Source organism: Massilia sp. IC2-476 (assembly GCF_020707295.1).
Lineage (GTDB): Bacteria > Pseudomonadota > Gammaproteobacteria > Burkholderiales > Burkholderiaceae_D > Telluria.
Window position 1 is genome coordinate 561,112 of sequence record NZ_JAJFER010000001.1, and the last position, 15,516, is coordinate 576,627.

Annotated in this window: 18 protein-coding genes; 10 read left to right on the plus strand and 8 right to left on the minus strand. The window is 65.7% G+C overall.

The window, feature by feature from the left end; translation table 11 throughout:
* The first annotated feature begins 31 nt into the window (after positions 1-31).
* From fliL to LK539_RS02620, 10 genes are all read left to right on the plus strand, one after another.
* Complete coding sequence (gene fliL, locus LK539_RS02575) at positions 32-556, plus strand: flagellar basal body-associated protein FliL (RefSeq protein WP_227799771.1); 525 nt, start codon at positions 32-34, stop codon at positions 554-556.
* A gap of 11 nt (positions 557-567) precedes the next feature.
* Positions 568-1,551: a flagellar motor switch protein FliM gene (gene fliM, locus LK539_RS02580; RefSeq protein WP_227799341.1), complete on the plus strand. Its 984-nt coding sequence runs from the start codon at positions 568-570 to the stop codon at positions 1,549-1,551.
* Positions 1,552-1,609: 58 nt separating this feature from the next.
* Positions 1,610-2,044 carry a flagellar motor switch protein FliN gene (fliN, locus tag LK539_RS02585; RefSeq protein ID WP_227799342.1) on the plus strand — a complete coding sequence of 145 codons (435 nt, stop codon included), beginning with the start codon at positions 1,610-1,612 and terminating at the stop codon, positions 2,042-2,044.
* Positions 2,045-2,202: 158 nt separating this feature from the next.
* Positions 2,203-2,922 carry a flagellar biosynthetic protein FliO gene (gene fliO, locus LK539_RS02590; protein WP_227799343.1) on the plus strand — a complete coding sequence of 240 codons (720 nt, stop codon included), beginning with the start codon at positions 2,203-2,205 and terminating at the stop codon, positions 2,920-2,922.
* The gene (gene fliP, locus LK539_RS02595; protein ID WP_229520561.1) at positions 2,912-3,664 is read left to right on the plus strand and encodes a flagellar type III secretion system pore protein FliP; all 753 of its coding nucleotides are present in this window, start codon (positions 2,912-2,914) and stop codon (positions 3,662-3,664) included. The genes fliO and fliP overlap by 11 nt, the downstream gene beginning before the upstream one ends.
* Before the next feature lie 10 nt (positions 3,665-3,674).
* Entirely contained in the window at positions 3,675-3,944 is a 270-nt protein-coding gene (gene fliQ / locus LK539_RS02600) for a flagellar biosynthesis protein FliQ (RefSeq protein ID WP_227799345.1), read from the plus strand.
* 4 nt (positions 3,945-3,948) lie between these two features.
* Positions 3,949-4,785, plus strand: a complete 837-nt coding sequence (gene fliR, locus LK539_RS02605) for a flagellar biosynthetic protein FliR (RefSeq protein ID WP_227799346.1) — start codon at positions 3,949-3,951, stop codon at positions 4,783-4,785.
* Between the two features lie 65 nt (positions 4,786-4,850).
* The gene (locus tag LK539_RS02610) at positions 4,851-5,237 is read left to right on the plus strand and encodes a DUF5329 domain-containing protein (RefSeq protein WP_227799347.1); all 387 of its coding nucleotides are present in this window, start codon (positions 4,851-4,853) and stop codon (positions 5,235-5,237) included.
* Between the two features lie 78 nt (positions 5,238-5,315).
* A complete protein-coding gene (locus tag LK539_RS02615) occupies positions 5,316-5,789 on the plus strand; it encodes a hypothetical protein (protein WP_227799348.1) in 474 nt (157 codons plus the stop codon).
* A gap of 39 nt (positions 5,790-5,828) precedes the next feature.
* Positions 5,829-6,185 carry a translation initiation factor Sui1 gene (locus LK539_RS02620; RefSeq protein WP_227799349.1) on the plus strand — a complete coding sequence of 119 codons (357 nt, stop codon included), beginning with the start codon at positions 5,829-5,831 and terminating at the stop codon, positions 6,183-6,185.
* A 3-nt stretch (positions 6,186-6,188) separates the two neighbouring features.
* Here the strand turns inward: LK539_RS02620 and flgL are convergent, their stop codons facing one another.
* From flgL to LK539_RS02660, 8 genes are all read right to left on the minus strand, one after another.
* Positions 6,189-7,421: a flagellar hook-associated protein FlgL gene (flgL, locus tag LK539_RS02625; RefSeq protein ID WP_227799350.1), complete on the minus strand. Its 1,233-nt coding sequence runs from the start codon at positions 7,419-7,421 to the stop codon at positions 6,189-6,191.
* Positions 7,422-7,452: 31 nt separating this feature from the next.
* Complete coding sequence (flgK, locus tag LK539_RS02630; RefSeq protein WP_227799351.1) at positions 7,453-9,414, minus strand: flagellar hook-associated protein FlgK; 1,962 nt, start codon at positions 9,412-9,414, stop codon at positions 7,453-7,455.
* Between the two features lie 62 nt (positions 9,415-9,476).
* Positions 9,477-10,436: a flagellar assembly peptidoglycan hydrolase FlgJ gene (gene flgJ, locus LK539_RS02635; protein ID WP_227799352.1), complete on the minus strand. Its 960-nt coding sequence runs from the start codon at positions 10,434-10,436 to the stop codon at positions 9,477-9,479.
* A gap of 18 nt (positions 10,437-10,454) precedes the next feature.
* Positions 10,455-11,558 carry a flagellar basal body P-ring protein FlgI gene (locus LK539_RS02640; RefSeq protein ID WP_227799353.1) on the minus strand — a complete coding sequence of 368 codons (1,104 nt, stop codon included), beginning with the start codon at positions 11,556-11,558 and terminating at the stop codon, positions 10,455-10,457.
* 11 nt (positions 11,559-11,569) lie between these two features.
* Positions 11,570-12,217, minus strand: a complete 648-nt coding sequence (locus tag LK539_RS02645; protein ID WP_227799354.1) for a flagellar basal body L-ring protein FlgH — start codon at positions 12,215-12,217, stop codon at positions 11,570-11,572.
* A 14-nt stretch (positions 12,218-12,231) separates the two neighbouring features.
* Complete coding sequence (gene flgG / locus LK539_RS02650; RefSeq protein WP_227799355.1) at positions 12,232-13,014, minus strand: flagellar basal-body rod protein FlgG; 783 nt, start codon at positions 13,012-13,014, stop codon at positions 12,232-12,234.
* Positions 13,015-13,078: 64 nt separating this feature from the next.
* Complete coding sequence (flgF, locus tag LK539_RS02655) at positions 13,079-13,819, minus strand: flagellar basal-body rod protein FlgF (RefSeq protein ID WP_227799356.1); 741 nt, start codon at positions 13,817-13,819, stop codon at positions 13,079-13,081.
* A 125-nt stretch (positions 13,820-13,944) separates the two neighbouring features.
* Positions 13,945-15,495: a flagellar hook protein FlgE gene (locus LK539_RS02660; protein WP_227799357.1), complete on the minus strand. Its 1,551-nt coding sequence runs from the start codon at positions 15,493-15,495 to the stop codon at positions 13,945-13,947.
* Between the last annotated feature and the right edge of the window lie 21 nt (positions 15,496-15,516).

The following is a 15,516-nucleotide window of genomic DNA, read 5'->3' on the forward strand; positions in this document are numbered from 1 at the left end:
GTAAAGAGGCATCTTGAAAGCGAACCCGAAAATGAAGGCCGACCCGAAAGCAGACGCAGCGGCAGCAGCCCCGGCCGGCTCCAAGAAAAAGCTGGTCGTGATCGCCGCCGCAGCCGTGCTGCTGCTCGGCGGTGGCGGCGGTGCGGCCTGGTATTTCATGCATGGGGCAGGCGATGCCGCGGCCGAACACGACAGCCCGAAGGAATCCAAGAAAAAGAAGAAAAACAAGGATCCGGAAGCCAAGTCGGAATACGTGCCGGTCGAGGCCTTTACCGTGAACCTGCAGCCGGAAACCGGCGAGCAGTACCTGCAGGTCCAGTTCACGCTGCAGGTGGCGGGCGCCGAACAGGCGACCCTGGTCAAGGACAATATGGCGATCGTGCGCAACCGCGTGCTGCTGCTCCTGTCGGGCAAGAAGGCATCGGAAATCAGCACGGTCGAAGGCAAGCAGCAGCTCGCTGCCGAAATCCAGGCAATCGTGCAGGAACCTTTCGAGAAAGACGGCGACGAGCAGGAAGTAACCGACGTACTATTTACTTCGTTCATCATCCAGTAAGCTGACGTACCATGGCTGATAATTTCCTCTCACAGGAAGAAGTCGATGCCCTCCTCAAAGGGGTCAACGGCGATCAGGACGACATTGCGACGCCTGAAGACACCTCGGGAGTTCGCACCTATAACCTGGCGACGCAGGAGCGGATCGTCCGCGGCCGCATGCCGACGCTCGAGATCATCAACGAGCGTTTCGCCAGGTATCTGCGGGTCGGCCTGTTCAACTTCCTGCGCCGCAGCGCGGAAGTGTCCGTCGGATCGGTGCGGGTCTCGAAGTACAGCGAGTTCATCCGCAACCTTGTGGTGCCGACCAATCTGAACCTGATCCACATGAAGCCGCTGCGCGGCACGGCCCTGATGGTGTTCGACCCGGGCCTGGTGTTCCTGCTGGTGGACAACCTGTTCGGCGGCGACGGCCGTTTCCACACCCGCGTGGAAGGCCGCGACTTCACCCAGACCGAGCAGCGCATCATCATGCGCATCCTCGACATCGTGTTCGAAGCCTATGCCAAGTCGTGGGAGCCGGTGTACCCGGTCGAGTTCGAGTACATCCGTTCTGAAATGAACACGCAGTTCGCCAACATCGCGACCCCGAACGAGGTCGTGGTGTCCTGTACCTTCACCATCGAACTCGGTTCGGTGTCGGGCCAGATCCACTTCTGCATGCCCTACTCGATGATCGAGCCGATCCGCGATGCGCTGACCTCGAGCCTGCAGGGCGAAGCGCTGGAAGTCGACAAGCGCTGGGTGCGCCTGATGACCCAGCAGATCCAGGTGGCCGAGGTCGAGCTGGTCGCGGTGCTGGGCGAAGGCCGCGCCAACTTCGACGAGATCCTGAACATGAAGATCGGCGACATCATCCCGATCACGGTCCCGGAAATGCTGCAGGCCACGGTCGACGGCGTGCCGGTGATGGATTGCAGCTACGGTGTCTTCAACGGCCAGTACGCCCTGAAGGTCGAGAAGCTGCTGGCCAACAGCGACAACTTCAACAAGTAAGCGCACACATAACGTATGAATCCGCCTGCGCTGGCCGCGGGCGACACAGGAGAGCAACATGTCTGACACCCAGGACGACCAGGAAAGCCTCGACGACGATTGGGGCGCGGCGATTGCCGAGCAGGCCGCGGCCGAAGCAGCGGCGCTCGAACGCCAGCAGCAACAGCAGGCCACCGCCAGCGCGGCCGTGTTCAAGGATTTCTCGAACAAGGGCGCGCGCAACGAAACGCCGAACGACATCGACTTCATCCTCGACATCCCGGTCCAGCTGACCGTGGAACTTGGCCGCACCAAGATTGCGATCAAGAACCTGCTGCAGCTGGCCCAAGGCTCGGTGGTCGAGCTCGACGGCCTGGCGGGCGAACCGATGGACGTGCTCGTCAACGGCTGCCTGATCGCCCAGGGCGAGGTGGTGGTCGTGAACGACAAGTTCGGTATCCGTCTGACTGATATCATTACCCCATCGGAACGGATCAGAAAACTGAATAAATGACTTCGCGCAACGTCGCCAATCGCAATCCCATCGTAGGGTGGGCGGGTCTCCCGCCCACGCGTTCAAACCTGGCGAGATCTGCCTGTGCGCTTTTTCATCGTCTAACGATCACCGCGTGGGCGGCAAAGCCGCCCACCCTACGGATCGCCGCTGTGCTGATGTTTGCGCCTCTGGCAGCCTGTGCGTCACCCGTCGTTGCGGATCAGGCCCCTGCCCAGCATCAAGCTGCACCACAGGCAGCGCCACAAGCACAGCCAGCTCCCGCGGCCACTGCACCGATTCCCGTCCCGGCGCCCGCTTCGCAGGAAACCCAGCCCCTGCCGCGCGGCGCCACCACCACCGGCCGCCCGGCCACGCCGGCCCGTCCGGCGCCGTCCGGCCCGGTCTCGACGCCGGTGCAGGCGCCCGGCCCGGCAGCGGTGGAAAGCCCGCCCGCGCCGGCCGCCGAACAGCCCGCCACCCCGCCGGTGAGCACTCCGGTTCCCGGCCAGCGTCCGCCGCAAGTGGTGATGCCTGGCTCCGCCGTCCCGGCAAGCGGCGGCCTGCTGCAGACCATCATGGCCCTGGTGCTGGTGATCGGCCTGCTGCTCGCCCTGGCCTGGTTCATGAAACGCTACGGTCCGCGCGCGATGGGCGCGAGCGCCAACATCCGGCTGGTCGGCGCCCTGAATATCGGCGGGCGCGAGCGGATCATGGTGGTGGAAGTGGGCGACCAGTGGATCGTCGTCGGCGCAGCGCCGGGACGCGTGAACGCCCTGGCCACCATGCCGCGCCAGCACGATGTGGCGCCGCAGGCTGCACTGGCGGCCCACGCAGCTAGCGCGGGCAGCTTCGGCGACTGGCTCAAGAAAACGATAGACAACCGTAATGCGAAATAATCAAGCTGTGAAGCGACTCCTGCTGGGCGCCGGCCTGGCGCTGCTGCCGCTGGCCGCCCTGGCCCAGCCCGGCATCCCCGCCTTCACCACCAGCCCGGCCGCGGGCGGCGGCACCGCCTACTCGCTGCCGGTGCAGACCCTGATCCTGCTGACCGCGCTGACCTTCCTGCCGGCCGCACTCCTGATGATGACGGCCTTTACCCGCATCATCATCGTACTGTCGCTGCTGCGCCAGGCGATCGGCACCCAGACCGCGCCGCCGAACCAGGTGATGGTGGGGCTGGCGCTGTTCCTGACCTTCTTCGTGATGGGCCCGACCTTCGACCGCATCTATACGGAAGCCTACCTGCCGCTGCAGCAGAACAAGATGCAGATGAGCGAGGCCATGGAGCGCGGCGTGGTGCCGCTCAAGGAATTCATGATCAAGCAGACCCGCCAGTCCGACCTGGCGCTGTTCGTCAAGATCTCGCGCTCGCCCGCACTGCAGGGTCCGGAAGACGTGCCGCTGCGCGTGCTGATCCCGGCTTTCGTCACGAGCGAGCTGAAGACCGCGTTCCAGATCGGCTTCGCGATCTTCATTCCCTTCCTGATCATCGACATGGTGGTGGCCTCGGTGCTGATGGCGATGGGCATGATGATGATGTCGCCCGCGGTCATCTCGCTACCGTTCAAGCTGATGCTGTTCGTGCTGGTCGACGGCTGGCAGCTGCTGCTCGGCTCGCTGACCCAGAGTTTCTATTAGGAGAGCGAGCATGACTCCCGAATCCGTCATGACCATGGGCCGCACCGCGATGGAAGTCACGCTGATGGTGTCGGCCCCGCTGCTGCTGGTGGCGCTGATCATCGGCCTGATCATCTCGATCTTCCAGGCCGCAACCCAGATCAACGAAGCGACCCTGTCCTTCATCCCGAAGCTGGTCGGCATCTTCATCGCCCTGGTCGTGGCCGGGCCCTGGATGCTGTCCACCATGCTCGACTACATGCGCCAGGTGTTCACCAGCATCCCGGGACTGATCGGCTAATCGCATGTTGAGCCTGACCACGGGCGAGATGAACGCCTGGATCGCGGGCCTGATCTGGCCGCTCACCCGCATCCTCGGCCTGGTCGCCTCCGCGCCCCTGTTCGGCAATGCCGGCGTGCCGATGTCGATCAAGGTCGCGCTCGGCGTGCTGCTCGCGTCCGTCATCGCGCCCACCGTGCCCGAGATCCCGGCCGTCGACCCGAGCTCCTGGGCCGGCATCCTGATCCTGGTAAAGGAACTCCTGATCGGCGTGGCCATGGGCTTCGCCATGCGCATCGTGTTCGCCGCCATCGAATACGCGGGCGAGGTGGCCAGCATGACCATGGGCCTGGGGTTTGCCGTATTCTTCGACCCGTCCACCCGCGGCCGCTCGGCGGCGGTGGCACAGTTCCTGACGCTGGTGGCGACCATGGCCTTCCTGGCGGTGAACGCGCACCTGGTGCTGCTGGCGGCGCTGGCCGAGAGCTTCCATGCGATGCCGATTTCCGCCACGCCGTTCTCGGGCAATGCCCCGCTGGAGCTGGCGCGCTGGGGCGCCAAGATCTTCTCGAGCGGGCTGCAGCTGTCGCTGCCGATCATCGCCGCCCTGCTCGTCACCAACGTGGCCCTCGGCATCCTGACGCGCGCCGCGCCCCAGCTGAACATCTTCGGTATCGGCTTTCCGGTAACCCTGGGTGTCGGCTTCCTGACCCTGAGCCTGGCCATGCCCTACCTCGGCATGCCGATCGTGAACCTGTTCAACGAGGGCATCGAAGCCGGCCGCGCGGTGCCGCGTGCCGGCCTGCAGCGCAATGCGGCGCCGCCACCGGCGCCTTCCGTCCCCACGCCCGCGCCCGGCTAGGTAGCGGCACGCGCGAAACTGGATTTTCGGTTAGGGTGGCGACAACAGAGCTTCCTGCGATTCCCATGCCGACCATCCGCTTCCTTGCCTCCAGCGTCCTGGCCGCCGTTTGCCTGAACGCGAACGCCGCCCCCACCCCACCCGCCATCCGCGCCGAGATCGACGGCCTGATGGCGAAGATGAGCAATTCCGGCTGCCAGTTCGAACGCAACGGCAGCTGGCACAGCGGCGCCGATGCCAGCAAGCACCTGCTGCGCAAGCTCGACTACATCGAAGGCCGCCGCGAGACGCTGCAGAGCGCCGAGCAGTTCATCGATCTAGCGGCATCGAAAAGCAGCTTTTCCGGCCGGTCCTACCGGGTCAAGTGCGGCAGCGGCGAAACGCTGCCCAGCCGCGACTGGCTGCACCGTGAACTGAAGACGCTGCGCGCCACTGGACGCCAGGCGGGTTAGCAGGCTTGCGTGGCGACACGCCGGCGCTCGCCCGGCTACAGTCGAGTCATCGATTGCCACCCGCACAGGAGTTTCCAAATGTCTATTCGCAGCCTGCTCCCTTCCTTCCTAATCGGCGCCGTCGCCAGCGCCCGTTCGATGACGCCGATGGCCACGATCGCGACGGCACGCCTCAAGGGCCGTGCTACGCCGGGAGAACTGTTCCTGCTGGATCGCCCGCTGTTCAAGTACGGCGCACTGGCCATGGGCGTGGGAGAACTACTGGGCGACAAGATGAAAACGGCGCCCGACCGTACCGTTTTCCTCGGCCTGCTGGCGCGGGTCATGAGCGCCGGGATCGCCGGCGCCGCACTGGCCGCGCCCGGCCGGGAACGGGCTGGCGCGGCCGCGGCGGTCGCTACCGCGGTTCCCCTCGCCTACCTGACCCTGGCCGGCCGCAAGCGCGCGATGGCCAGCATCGGGCAGACGAAGAGCGGCCTGATCGAAGACGCACTGATCGTCGCTGCCGGCAGCGCCGTCGTGGCCCTGTCGACCAGGCCGGAATACCGCTGACCGGTCTATACTGGCGGCCCCGCAACCATCTGGATCGACATGAAACGAAGTTCAAGCGGCGGCCTCGTGTATTCCACCGAGAGCGGACGCATGTGTCCGGAATGCCGCAATCCGGTCGCGCAGTGCACCTGCAAGGCGAAGGCCCTGCCTGCGGGCGATGGCGTGGTGCGCGTATCGCGCCAGACCAAGGGCCGCGGCGGCAAGTGCGTCACCCTGGTGAAAGGACTGGCGCTCGACGCCACCGCCCTCGCCCTGCTGGGCAAGCAGCTGCGTACCGCCTGCGGTTCGGGCGGCACCGTCAAGGATGGGGTGATCGAGATCCAGGGCGAGCACTGCGACCTGGTGATGGACACGCTCGGCAAGCTCGGCCATGCCCCGAAGCGGGCCGGCGGCTGAGAATTACAGGTAATTGAAGAGCGACAGGCCCGACATGGTCTTGAACGACATTTGCGCCGCCTGCAGCGTGTTCTGCTGCATCGAGAAGTCCGAGATCGCCTTGACCATGTCGAGGTCCTGCAGGTCGCCCAGGGTGGCGGCGTACTGGATGTCGAGGTCGTCGCCGGCGCTGTCGAGGTAGTCCAGTTCCTTCATGTGCGCGCCGACCGAGGCCTGCACCGTCAGCACGTTGTCGTGGGCGCCCTTCAGGTTGTCGATCGCGGTATTGAGCCTGTTGGTGAGGGCCGCCTTGCCGGTCGAGCCGTCGACCGGGGCGCGCAGCGCGGCGACCAGCTCGGTCACCGTCTCGAAGACCGACTTGTTCTTGCTCGGCTCGGCCGTGAAGACGTCGCCATTGGCGGGCACACCCTTGATGTCGAAGCTCAGGCCACCGAAGCTGATGGTCTTGCCGTCTTCATAGGGAATGCCGGTATGGGTCGCGAGCGCGACGTCGGTGCCGCTGGTGGTGTCGTACACCGTGTAGGTGGTCTGTGGCGGGGTGCCCGGCGCCACCGAGAAAGTCAGCTTGTACGAAAGGTCATCGTTGACCAGGTCGCGGTCGACCACCGCGCCCGAGGAGATGATGGCGGCGCCGGTGTTGAGCGCGCCGGCCTGGGTCTGGAAGGCGCCGTTGCCGGTCGGGTTGGCGTCGAACACGGCCGTGCCGGAAGCCGACAGCGGAATTTTGCGCGAGGCGCCGACCTGCAGCTGGCGCTGCCCCTGGTCGCCCTGGTAGTCAGCGCCCGTCGGCGTGCGGGTGTAGGGCTGGGTGGTCGCCTTGTAGCCGGAGAACAGGTAGCCGCCGGCGCCGTCGGTGGTGTTGGCCACGCCCAGCAGGTCGTCCAGGCGCCCTTCCAGCTCGATGGCAAGGGCTTCGCGGTCCTGCGGCAGCATGCTGCCGTTGCCGGCCTTGACCGCCAGTTCCTGGATGTCCTGCAGCAGGTTGCCGGCATTCTGCAGTGCGCCTTCGACTGCCGCCAGCGAGGAGCGCGCGCTGGCGCGGTTGCTGGCGAATCCCTCGTTCATCGCCTTCGACTGGCTCACTTCGAGCGCACGCGCCGAGGCCACCGGGTCGTCGGCCGGGGTCAGGATGCGGCGGTTGGTCGACAGCTGCATCTGGGTGCGCGCCAGTGCGCTCTGCAGCGTGTTCAGCTGGGAGGTGGCGTTGCCGTAGATCGACAGGGTACTGATGCGCATGAATGCCTCGTAATCGTTTTCGTCTTAATCGTCAGCGGCCGATCGACAGCAGGGTGTCGAAGATGGTGCCGGCAATCTGCATGACCTTGCCCGCGGCCTGGTAGGCCTGCTGGTACTTGATCAGGTTGGTGGCTTCCTCGTCCAGGTTCACGCCCGAGACGTCGGAGGCGCTGGCCTTGGCCTGGGTCAGCAAGGCCTCGGCGGCTTCGCCGTTGGCCTGGACCTCGCGGGTCTTGTTGCCGACCGTACTGACCAGCTGGGCGTAGGACGACTGGATGGTCGCGGTGTTCTTGTTGAAGATGTTCTTGGTCTGCAGCTCGCCCAGCAGGCCGACGTTGCGGGTGTCGCCGATCCCGTCCTTGTTGCTGGCAATCTTGAAGCTGTCGTTGTTGCCGGGCGCGCCCGTCATCGTCACGCTCATGCCGCCAAAGCTGTACGTGGAGCCGGCGGTGAAGGCGACGTTGGTGGCCGGCGCCGGGTAGTCGATGAACGCGCCGGCCGCATTGGTCACGCGGACCGCCATGCCGGCCGGGAAGCCGGACAGGGTGCCGGTCGTGGCGTTGCTCTGGAAGCTCAGAGTGACCGGCAGCGATACGCCGCTGGTCAGGAAGCCCGCATCGACCTTGCCTTCGCTGATCTTGCCGGTACCGGTATTGGTGTTCGGGAAGCTGGTGGCGATCGGCGCGGCCGCGGCGATGCTTTCCGTGTCGCCGGGATTCAGCAGCAGCTTGAAGTTGGCGGCGCCGCCGACGGTCGGGCGCACCAGGAATTCGTCGCCCGCGGCGCCGCTGCCGGTGATGTTGAATTCGATGCCGTCGGCACTTGGCGGAGTGCCGGTCAGGACAACCGGCTTGTTGTCGGACAGGCGGATCACGTCGTAGCCGCTGCCGTTGTACTTGACCTTGTAGTCGCTGTCGACCAGCTTGGCCGGATCCCTGACGATGGCCTTGACGGCCGCGGTACTGGATTGCGCGTTGTTGATGTTCTTGCCGACGAAGGCTTCGGCCACGTTGAAGACATCCTTGCCGGGCTGGCCGTTCTGGTCCAGGCCCAGCTTGTGCTGGGCATTGAACTCGATGGCCAGGCCGATCGCCACCTTGCCCAGCGCGCTCTGGGCAGGGTCGAGCGTCTTGCTGCGGAATTCGAGGGCGCCGCCGAGCGTGCCGCCGGACAGCGCGTTGTCTCCCAGCACCGAGACCTTGTTGCCGGCCACGTAACCGACTTCGATCCGGCCCTTGTCGGTCGGCGAGGCGATCGCCGCCAGCTGGAAGGTACGCTGGCCGACCACCAGCGGCTGACCGTTGCCGATCGAGATCGTCAGGCTGTTGTTGTCGCCCGGGGTCACGTTCGCCTTGACCTGGGTGTTCAGTTCCATCACCAGCTGGTCGCGCTTGTCGAGCAGGTCGTTCGGCGCGCGCTGCTGGGCGGCGGCGAAGGTACCGATCTGGTCGTTCAGGTCGGCGATCTGCTGGGCGTAGGAGTTGATCAGGGTGACGCTGGACTCGATGGTGCCGTTGACGCCGTCGCGGATCTCGTCCAGGCGCGTGTCGAGGGCTTGGAAACGGGTTGCCAGGGTGTCGGAAGCCGACAGCATCGACTGGCGCGAGGGCAGCGAGGCACGGTTGCGCGCCATGTCCTGCAGGCCTTCGAAGAAGCCCTGCAGCGCCGGCGACAGGCCGGACGTCTGGTCGGCCAGCATGTTGTCGATCTGGCTGATCTGGGAATAATAGGAATCCAGCCCGCTCTTGCTGGACTGGGCGCTGCGCACCTGCGAGTTGAGGAACTCGTCGCTGTAGCGCTTGATCTGGGAAATCTGGGTGCCGGTACCCTGGAAGCCGACGCCGGTGTCGAGCATCGGGCCGGTGGCCTGCACCACGACCTGGCGGTTGTAGCCGGCGACGCTGGCGTTGGTGATGTTGTGGCCGGTCGTGGCCAGGCCCGCCTGCGCCGCGAACAGGCCGCTCTTGCCAATGCTGAGGAGGTTACCGGACATATGCGTATTCTTTCTCTGACTAATCCATCAACGGCAGATTTTGGGAAAACTTGATCGTGTCTTTATGCCAACGAATTCTTGATGATGCGCGTCAGCTTGGCCGCGTACATCGGGTCGGTGGCATAGCCGGCGCGCTGCAGGCCGTGGGCGAAAGCGGTCGCGTCGCCACCGCTGGCCAGCACCTTCTCGTAGCGCGGGTTTCGGGCCAGCATGTTGGCGTAATCCTTGAACGAATCCGCCGGCGTGTCGTAGGCGCGGAAGCGCTCGACCTTCTGGCGCGCCACGCCGTTGACGTATTCGGTGGTGACGGCGGTGGCGACCTTGCCCTTCCAGCCCGGGCCGGCCTTGATGCCGAACAGGTTGTTGCTGCTGGTGCCGTCGGCGTTGCGGATCATGCGCTTGCCCCAGCCGCTTTCCAGCGCCGCCTGGCCCAGCATGAACTTGGCCGGCACGCCGGTGGCGCGCTCTGCCGCGGCGGCGTGAACGTGCAGCTTTTCCTGGAAGGCGCGCACGTGCGGCGCCTGGATGCGGCCGCTATCCGTGGTGTAGGGCAGCGCCGGCGCGCCCGGCTGGGTGGCGCCGGTCTTGAGCATGGTGGCCGCGTCCATGCCCGGACGCATGCTGCCGTCGAGCGGCGCCAGGGCCGATGCCGCAGCCGCCGCCTTGCCCGCGGCCACGCCGTCGGCGCCGATGGCGAGCGCCTGGGCGCCCACCTGGTTCGAGGTCAGCTGGCGGGTCAGCACGTCGGCCAGGCCCATGCCGCGCTTGGCCAGGTTCTGGCTCATCTGCTGGTCCAGCATGCCGGTGAACATCTTGGACTGCTGGTTGTCCATCAGCCCTTCCTGCGGCGTCGCGTCGCGCATGCTCTTCATCATCATGTTGATGAACATGGCTTCGAACTGCGTCGCGGCCTCCTTCAGCGCGGCGGGCGAGCCGTTCTTGGCGCCTTGCTTGAGTTCGCCCAGACCCTTGGTGTCGAGGGCGAACTTGCTGGTCAGGTCAGTGGAAGGAGAGCCGATCATGGGGTGCCTTGTTGCTGATTAGATGATCTCGAGTTCGGCGCGCAGCGAACCGGCGGCCTTGAGCGCCTGCAGGATCGCCAGCAGGTCTTGCGGAGTGGTGCCGATCGCATTCATGGCCTTGACGACTTCGGCCAGCGACGCGCCGCCCTTGATCATCAGGACGCGGCCCGGGTCTTTCTTGACGTCGACCGAATTGGTCTGGGTCACGGCGGTGACGCCGCGCGAGCCGGCCTGCGGCTGGCTGACGTTGGTGTCGGCGCCCACGGTCACGGTCAGGTTGCCGTGCGAGATTGCGCAGTTGTCCAGCATTACGGCCTGGTTCATCACGACCGAACCGGTGCGGGCATTCATGATGACCTTGGCCGCATCCTTGGCGCGCGCGACGTCGATGCTTTCCAGCTGGCCGATGAAGGCAACCCGCTGGTCGCTCGAGGACGGGGTGCGCACCCGGATCACGCGGCCGTCCAGGGCGGTGGCGATGCCGGCGCCAAACTGGTCGTTGATGGCTTCCACCACGCGCGCGGCGGTCGAGAAATCGGTCTGGTTCAGTTCCAGGCGGATCTGGTTGTCCGCGCCCAGGTTCGAGGCGACGGCGCGCTCGACGGTGGCGCCGCCGGAGATCTTGCCCACCGACAGGTGGTTGACCTGCACCTGCGCCCCGCCCGCCTGGGCGCCGACGCCGCCCACCAGCACATTGCCCTGGGCCATGGCATACACCTGGCCGTCAGCGCCGTGCAGCGGCGTCATGAGCAGGGTGCCGCCGCGCAGGCTCTTCGCATTACCGATCGAGGACACGGTGATGTCGATGGCCTGGCCCGGCTGGGCAAAGGCCGGCAGCGAGGTCGTGACCATCACGGCCGCGACGTTCTTCAGCTGCAGCTGGGTGCCCGGCGGCAGGTTGATGCCCTTCTGCTGCAGCATCGCCTGGATCGACTGCACGGTGAAGGGCGTCTGGCTGGTCTGGTCGCCGGTGCCGTCCAGGCCGACGACAATGCCGTAGCCCGACAGCTGGTTCTGGCGCACCCCGGCGATGCTGGCGAGGTCCTTGATGCGCTCGGCCTGGGCCAGTGGCGCGGCGCCGAGCAGTGCGGCACAGACGAAAGCGATGGAAGCGAGTTTCATGACAACGATCCTCAGAACGGCAGCATCGACTGGAAGAAGCGCGAGAACATGTTGCTCAGTTCGGCGCGGTCGACACGGCTGTTGGTGCGGTATTCGACGCGGGCGTCTGCCACCACGGTCGAGGAGACGATATTGCCCGGCTGGATGGTGTCCGGCGCGACCATGCCCGAGAAGCGGATGAACTCGACGCCCTTGTTCATGGCGACCTGCTTCTCGCCGGCCACGATCAGGTTGCCGTTCGGGAGCACCTCGGTGACGGTGACGCCGATCGTGCCGGAAAAATTGTTCGACGCGCTCTGGGTGTCGGCATCGGCGAACTTGTTCGCGCCTTCCAGCCCCACGTTGGCGCCGATGCGCGCCTGCAGCGGGCCCGGCACGGCGAAGCTGGCGCTGCCCGACTTGCTGCCGGTGCTGGCGCCCGACTTGCCGGCCGAGGTGCGCTCGGTGATGTTCACGGTCAAGAGGTCGCCGATGTGGCGCGCACGGCGGTCTTCGAACATCGGACGGTAGCTGTTGGCGTTGTAGATCGCGCCATCGCTTGGCGGCGCGGTCTGCACCAGCATCGGGCGGGCCGAGGTCGGCCCCTGCACGATGGTGCTCGGGGTGGTCGAGCACCCGGCAATGGCGACCAGCGCGGCCGCGGCGAAGATGGTTTTCATGCTCATGCTCTTGCTTACAGCTGCGACAGCTTCTGCAGCATCTGGTCGGACGTGGTGATCGCCTTGCTGTTGATCTCGTAGGCGCGCTGGGTCTGGATCATGTTGACCATTTCCTCCACCACGTTGACGTTCGAGGATTCGACATAGCCCTGCATCAGCACGCCCGAGCCGTTGGTGCCCGGCACGTTCAGGTTCGGGTTGCCCGATGCGCCGGTCTCGACGTACAGGTTTTCGCCGCGCGACTCGAGGCCGGCCGGGTTGATGAAGGTGGCCAGCTGCAGCGAACCCACCTGGGTCGGGGCCACGGTGTTCGGCAGCTTGACCGACACGGTGCCGTCGCGGCCGACGGTGATCGACTCGGCATTGGCCGGGATGGTGATGGCGGGCTGGATCACGAAACCGCTGGAGGTGACCAGCTGGCCGTTCTGGTCGGTCTGGAAGGAGCCGTCGCGGGTATAGGCCTGGGTGCCGTCCGGCAGCAGGACCGGGAAGAAGCCCGAGCCGTTGACCATCACGTCCTTCGAGTTGCCGGTCAGCTGGGGATTGCCCTGGGTGTGGATGCGCTCGGTGGCGACGGTGCGGACACCGGTACCGATCTGCAGGCCCGAAGGCAGGTTGCTCTGCTGCGAGGACTGGGCGCCGGGCTGGCGGATGTTCTGGTACAGCAGGTCCTCGAACACCGCACGCGAGCGCTTGAAGCCATTGGTGCTGACGTTGGCGAGGTTGTTCGAAATGACGTCGAGGTTGGTCTGCTGCGCTTCGAGGCCGGTCTTGGCGATAAACAGCGAACGGATCATGGAATTCTCCTTAAGGCGGCAGACGAAGTCCGCCACGTACAGGAGAATTATGCTGGAGCAACTATCAATTCAAAGCGAGGATCTGGGTGGCTTTCATCGCGTTATTCTCGGCGTTCTTCATGAGGCTCATTTGTGTCTCGAAAGAACGTGCGAGGTTGATCATGTTGACCATGGAATCGACGGCGCTGACATTGCTGCCCTCGAGGGCGCCGCCTGCCACGCTCACCGCCGGGTCCGGCTGGGCCGTACCGCCATCCTTCAGGCGGAACAGGCCGTCGTCGCCGCGCACCATGTTCTCCGTCGGTGGATTGACCAGCTTCAGGCGGCCCAGGATATTGGCGGCTGCCGGCTGGTCGGTGGTCGAGATCGTCGAGATGGTGCCGTCGCCGCCCACGGTGATGGTCACGTCCGGCGGGATCGTGATCGGACCGCCCTCGCCCGCGATGGTGGCGCCGCCGGCGGTGGTCAACAGGCCGTTGGGGCTGGTCTGCAGGGAACCGTTGCGGGTATAGGCTTCAGTCCCGTCCGGCATCTGCACCGCGAACCAGCCCTGCCCCTTGATCGCGACATCGAGGTCGCGTCCCGTGACCTGCAGCGCGCCCGCCGTGAAGTCCGCCGCCGGTGTCGAATTGACCACGAAGGCGCGCGTGGGCAGTCCTTCGCTCTGCACCGGCACCGCGCGGAACACGTCCAGCTGGGCGCGGAAGCCCGTGGTGTTCACGTTGGCCAGGTTGTTCGAGGTCGTGGCCTGCTGTTCCAGGATGTGCTTGGCGCCGCTGGCGGCGGTGTAGATCAGGCGGTCCATTTTGTTCTCTCTATTGTACGGCTGCGCTTATGCTGGCTGAACGCGTGGGCGGGAGACCCGCCCACCCTACGTTTGTGGCTGCTGTAGGGTGGGCAGGTTCCCTGCCCACGCGGTCAAATCATGCATTAACGCAGGTTCACCAGGGTCTGCAGCACCGAGTCCTGGGTCTTGATGGTCTGCGCATTCGCCTGGTACACGCGCTGCGCCGTGATCATGTTGACCAGTTCAGCCGTCAGGTCGACGTTCGAAGCTTCCACCGCCGATTGCTGCAGCACGCCGAAGCTGCCCGAGTTCGGGGTGCCGAGCAGCGGCACGCCGGAGTTGGACGATTCGGCGAAGGCGTTGTTGCCCAGCGGCTCAAGGCCGTTCGGATTGGTGAAGTTGGCCAGGATCACCTGGCCCAGCGGCTTGGTCTGGCCGTTGCTGTACTGGCCCAGGATCGTGCCGTCGGTACCGGTGCTGAAGCGCTGCAGGGTGCCGGCCGCATAGCCGTCCTGGCTCAGCTTCTTCTCGCTCATCTTGGTGCCGTACTGGGTGGTGCCGTCGAAGTCGATCGTGATCGGCATGGTGTTCTCGGAGCCGGTCGACGGGAAGACCGGCAGACTGATGGCGAACTTGCCGCCCGCCGTACCGGCGGCATCCTCCGTGAGGGCCTTGTTCAGGCCGCCGTTGGTGTCGAACACCAGCTTGCCGACCGGGAGCGCCTTCACCTTGACAGTCTTGGTCATGGCGGCGTCGATCTCGTCCGGGGTCGCGCCCGGCACCGCCGCGGCATTGGTGGCGGCGGTGGTGATCTCGGTCTGGTGCGTGGTAGTCGCGCCGGCACCGCCGGCAGCAGCGCTCACCATCGCTGCGGCAGCGGTGGCATAGGTGTTCAGCGCGGCGGCAATGGTGGCCGGCACCGGCGGTACGGCCTTGGTCGCGGCTTCCCAGGCGGCGCGGGCATTGTTCACCGCAGTAAAGGTGGGGCCGGTGCCGGTGGCGGCGCTGGCGACTTCCAGGTTGGTCACTTCGGTGCCGTCGTTGGCGGCGTACACGTCCCAGGTGCCCGGGCCGGTCTTGACGTAGTAGGTCGACATCGTGTGGGCATTGCCCAGCGTGTCGTACACGCTCATCGGCACCTGCTTGTTGTAGGTGGTCGGATCGTCCGCGTTGAAGGGCGAATTGGTCGGGTTCAGGCTGCGCGAGTCGAGGTTCAGCTCGATCTTCGCCGCCGTGGTCGTCACCGGCGCAAGGTCGGACGTGTCGATCTGCAGCGGGGTCGGGGTGCCGGCCACCAGCTGGCCGTTCTGGTTCAGGCCGTAGCCGGTCAGCTTGGCGCCCTGGGCGTTGATCAGGAAACCGTTCTTGTCCAGCGAGAACTGGCCATTGCGGCTGTACTGCACGATGCCCGAGGCTTCGGTACGGAAGAAGCCGGCGCCGTTGATGGCGATGTCGAGCGGGTTGTTCGAGGCTTCCACGTTACCTTGCGTGAACTGCTGGGCGATGTTGGCCACCTTCACGCCGATACCGGCCGAGATGCCGCCGGCGCCGTTCAGCGAGCTGGCGTAGACGTCGGCGAACTGGGTGGTCGAGCCCTTGAAGCCGACCGTGCTCGAGTTGGCGATGTTGTTACCGATGACGTCGAGGGATTTGGCTGCGCCGTTCAAGCCGCTCAGGCCTTGTTGGAAAGACATGGTTTGCTCCTGAAAATAAGT

Bases quoted from the DNA above. Each gene is read 5' to 3' on its own strand.
- fliL (WP_227799771.1), top strand. From the start codon at position 32: ATGAAGGCCGACCCGAAAGCAGACGCAGCGGCAGCAGCCCCGGCCGGC.
- fliM (WP_227799341.1), top strand. From the start codon at position 568: ATGGCTGATAATTTCCTCTCACAGGAAGAAGTCGATGCCCTCCTCAAA.
- fliN (WP_227799342.1), top strand. From the start codon at position 1,610: ATGTCTGACACCCAGGACGACCAGGAAAGCCTCGACGACGATTGGGGC.
- fliO (WP_227799343.1), top strand. From the start codon at position 2,203: ATGTTTGCGCCTCTGGCAGCCTGTGCGTCACCCGTCGTTGCGGATCAG.
- fliP (WP_229520561.1), top strand. From the start codon at position 2,912: ATGCGAAATAATCAAGCTGTGAAGCGACTCCTGCTGGGCGCCGGCCTG.
- fliQ (WP_227799345.1), top strand. From the start codon at position 3,675: ATGACTCCCGAATCCGTCATGACCATGGGCCGCACCGCGATGGAAGTC.
- fliR (WP_227799346.1), top strand. From the start codon at position 3,949: ATGTTGAGCCTGACCACGGGCGAGATGAACGCCTGGATCGCGGGCCTG.
- LK539_RS02610 (WP_227799347.1), top strand. From the start codon at position 4,851: ATGCCGACCATCCGCTTCCTTGCCTCCAGCGTCCTGGCCGCCGTTTGC.
- LK539_RS02615 (WP_227799348.1), top strand. From the start codon at position 5,316: ATGTCTATTCGCAGCCTGCTCCCTTCCTTCCTAATCGGCGCCGTCGCC.
- LK539_RS02620 (WP_227799349.1), top strand. From the start codon at position 5,829: ATGAAACGAAGTTCAAGCGGCGGCCTCGTGTATTCCACCGAGAGCGGA.
- flgL (WP_227799350.1), bottom strand. From the start codon at position 7,421: ATGCGCATCAGTACCCTGTCGATCTACGGCAACGCCACCTCCCAGCTG.
- flgK (WP_227799351.1), bottom strand. From the start codon at position 9,414: ATGTCCGGTAACCTCCTCAGCATTGGCAAGAGCGGCCTGTTCGCGGCG.
- flgJ (WP_227799352.1), bottom strand. From the start codon at position 10,436: ATGATCGGCTCTCCTTCCACTGACCTGACCAGCAAGTTCGCCCTCGAC.
- LK539_RS02640 (WP_227799353.1), bottom strand. From the start codon at position 11,558: ATGAAACTCGCTTCCATCGCTTTCGTCTGTGCCGCACTGCTCGGCGCC.
- LK539_RS02645 (WP_227799354.1), bottom strand. From the start codon at position 12,217: ATGAAAACCATCTTCGCCGCGGCCGCGCTGGTCGCCATTGCCGGGTGC.
- flgG (WP_227799355.1), bottom strand. From the start codon at position 13,014: ATGATCCGTTCGCTGTTTATCGCCAAGACCGGCCTCGAAGCGCAGCAG.
- flgF (WP_227799356.1), bottom strand. From the start codon at position 13,819: ATGGACCGCCTGATCTACACCGCCGCCAGCGGCGCCAAGCACATCCTG.
- LK539_RS02660 (WP_227799357.1), bottom strand. From the start codon at position 15,495: ATGTCTTTCCAACAAGGCCTGAGCGGCTTGAACGGCGCAGCCAAATCC.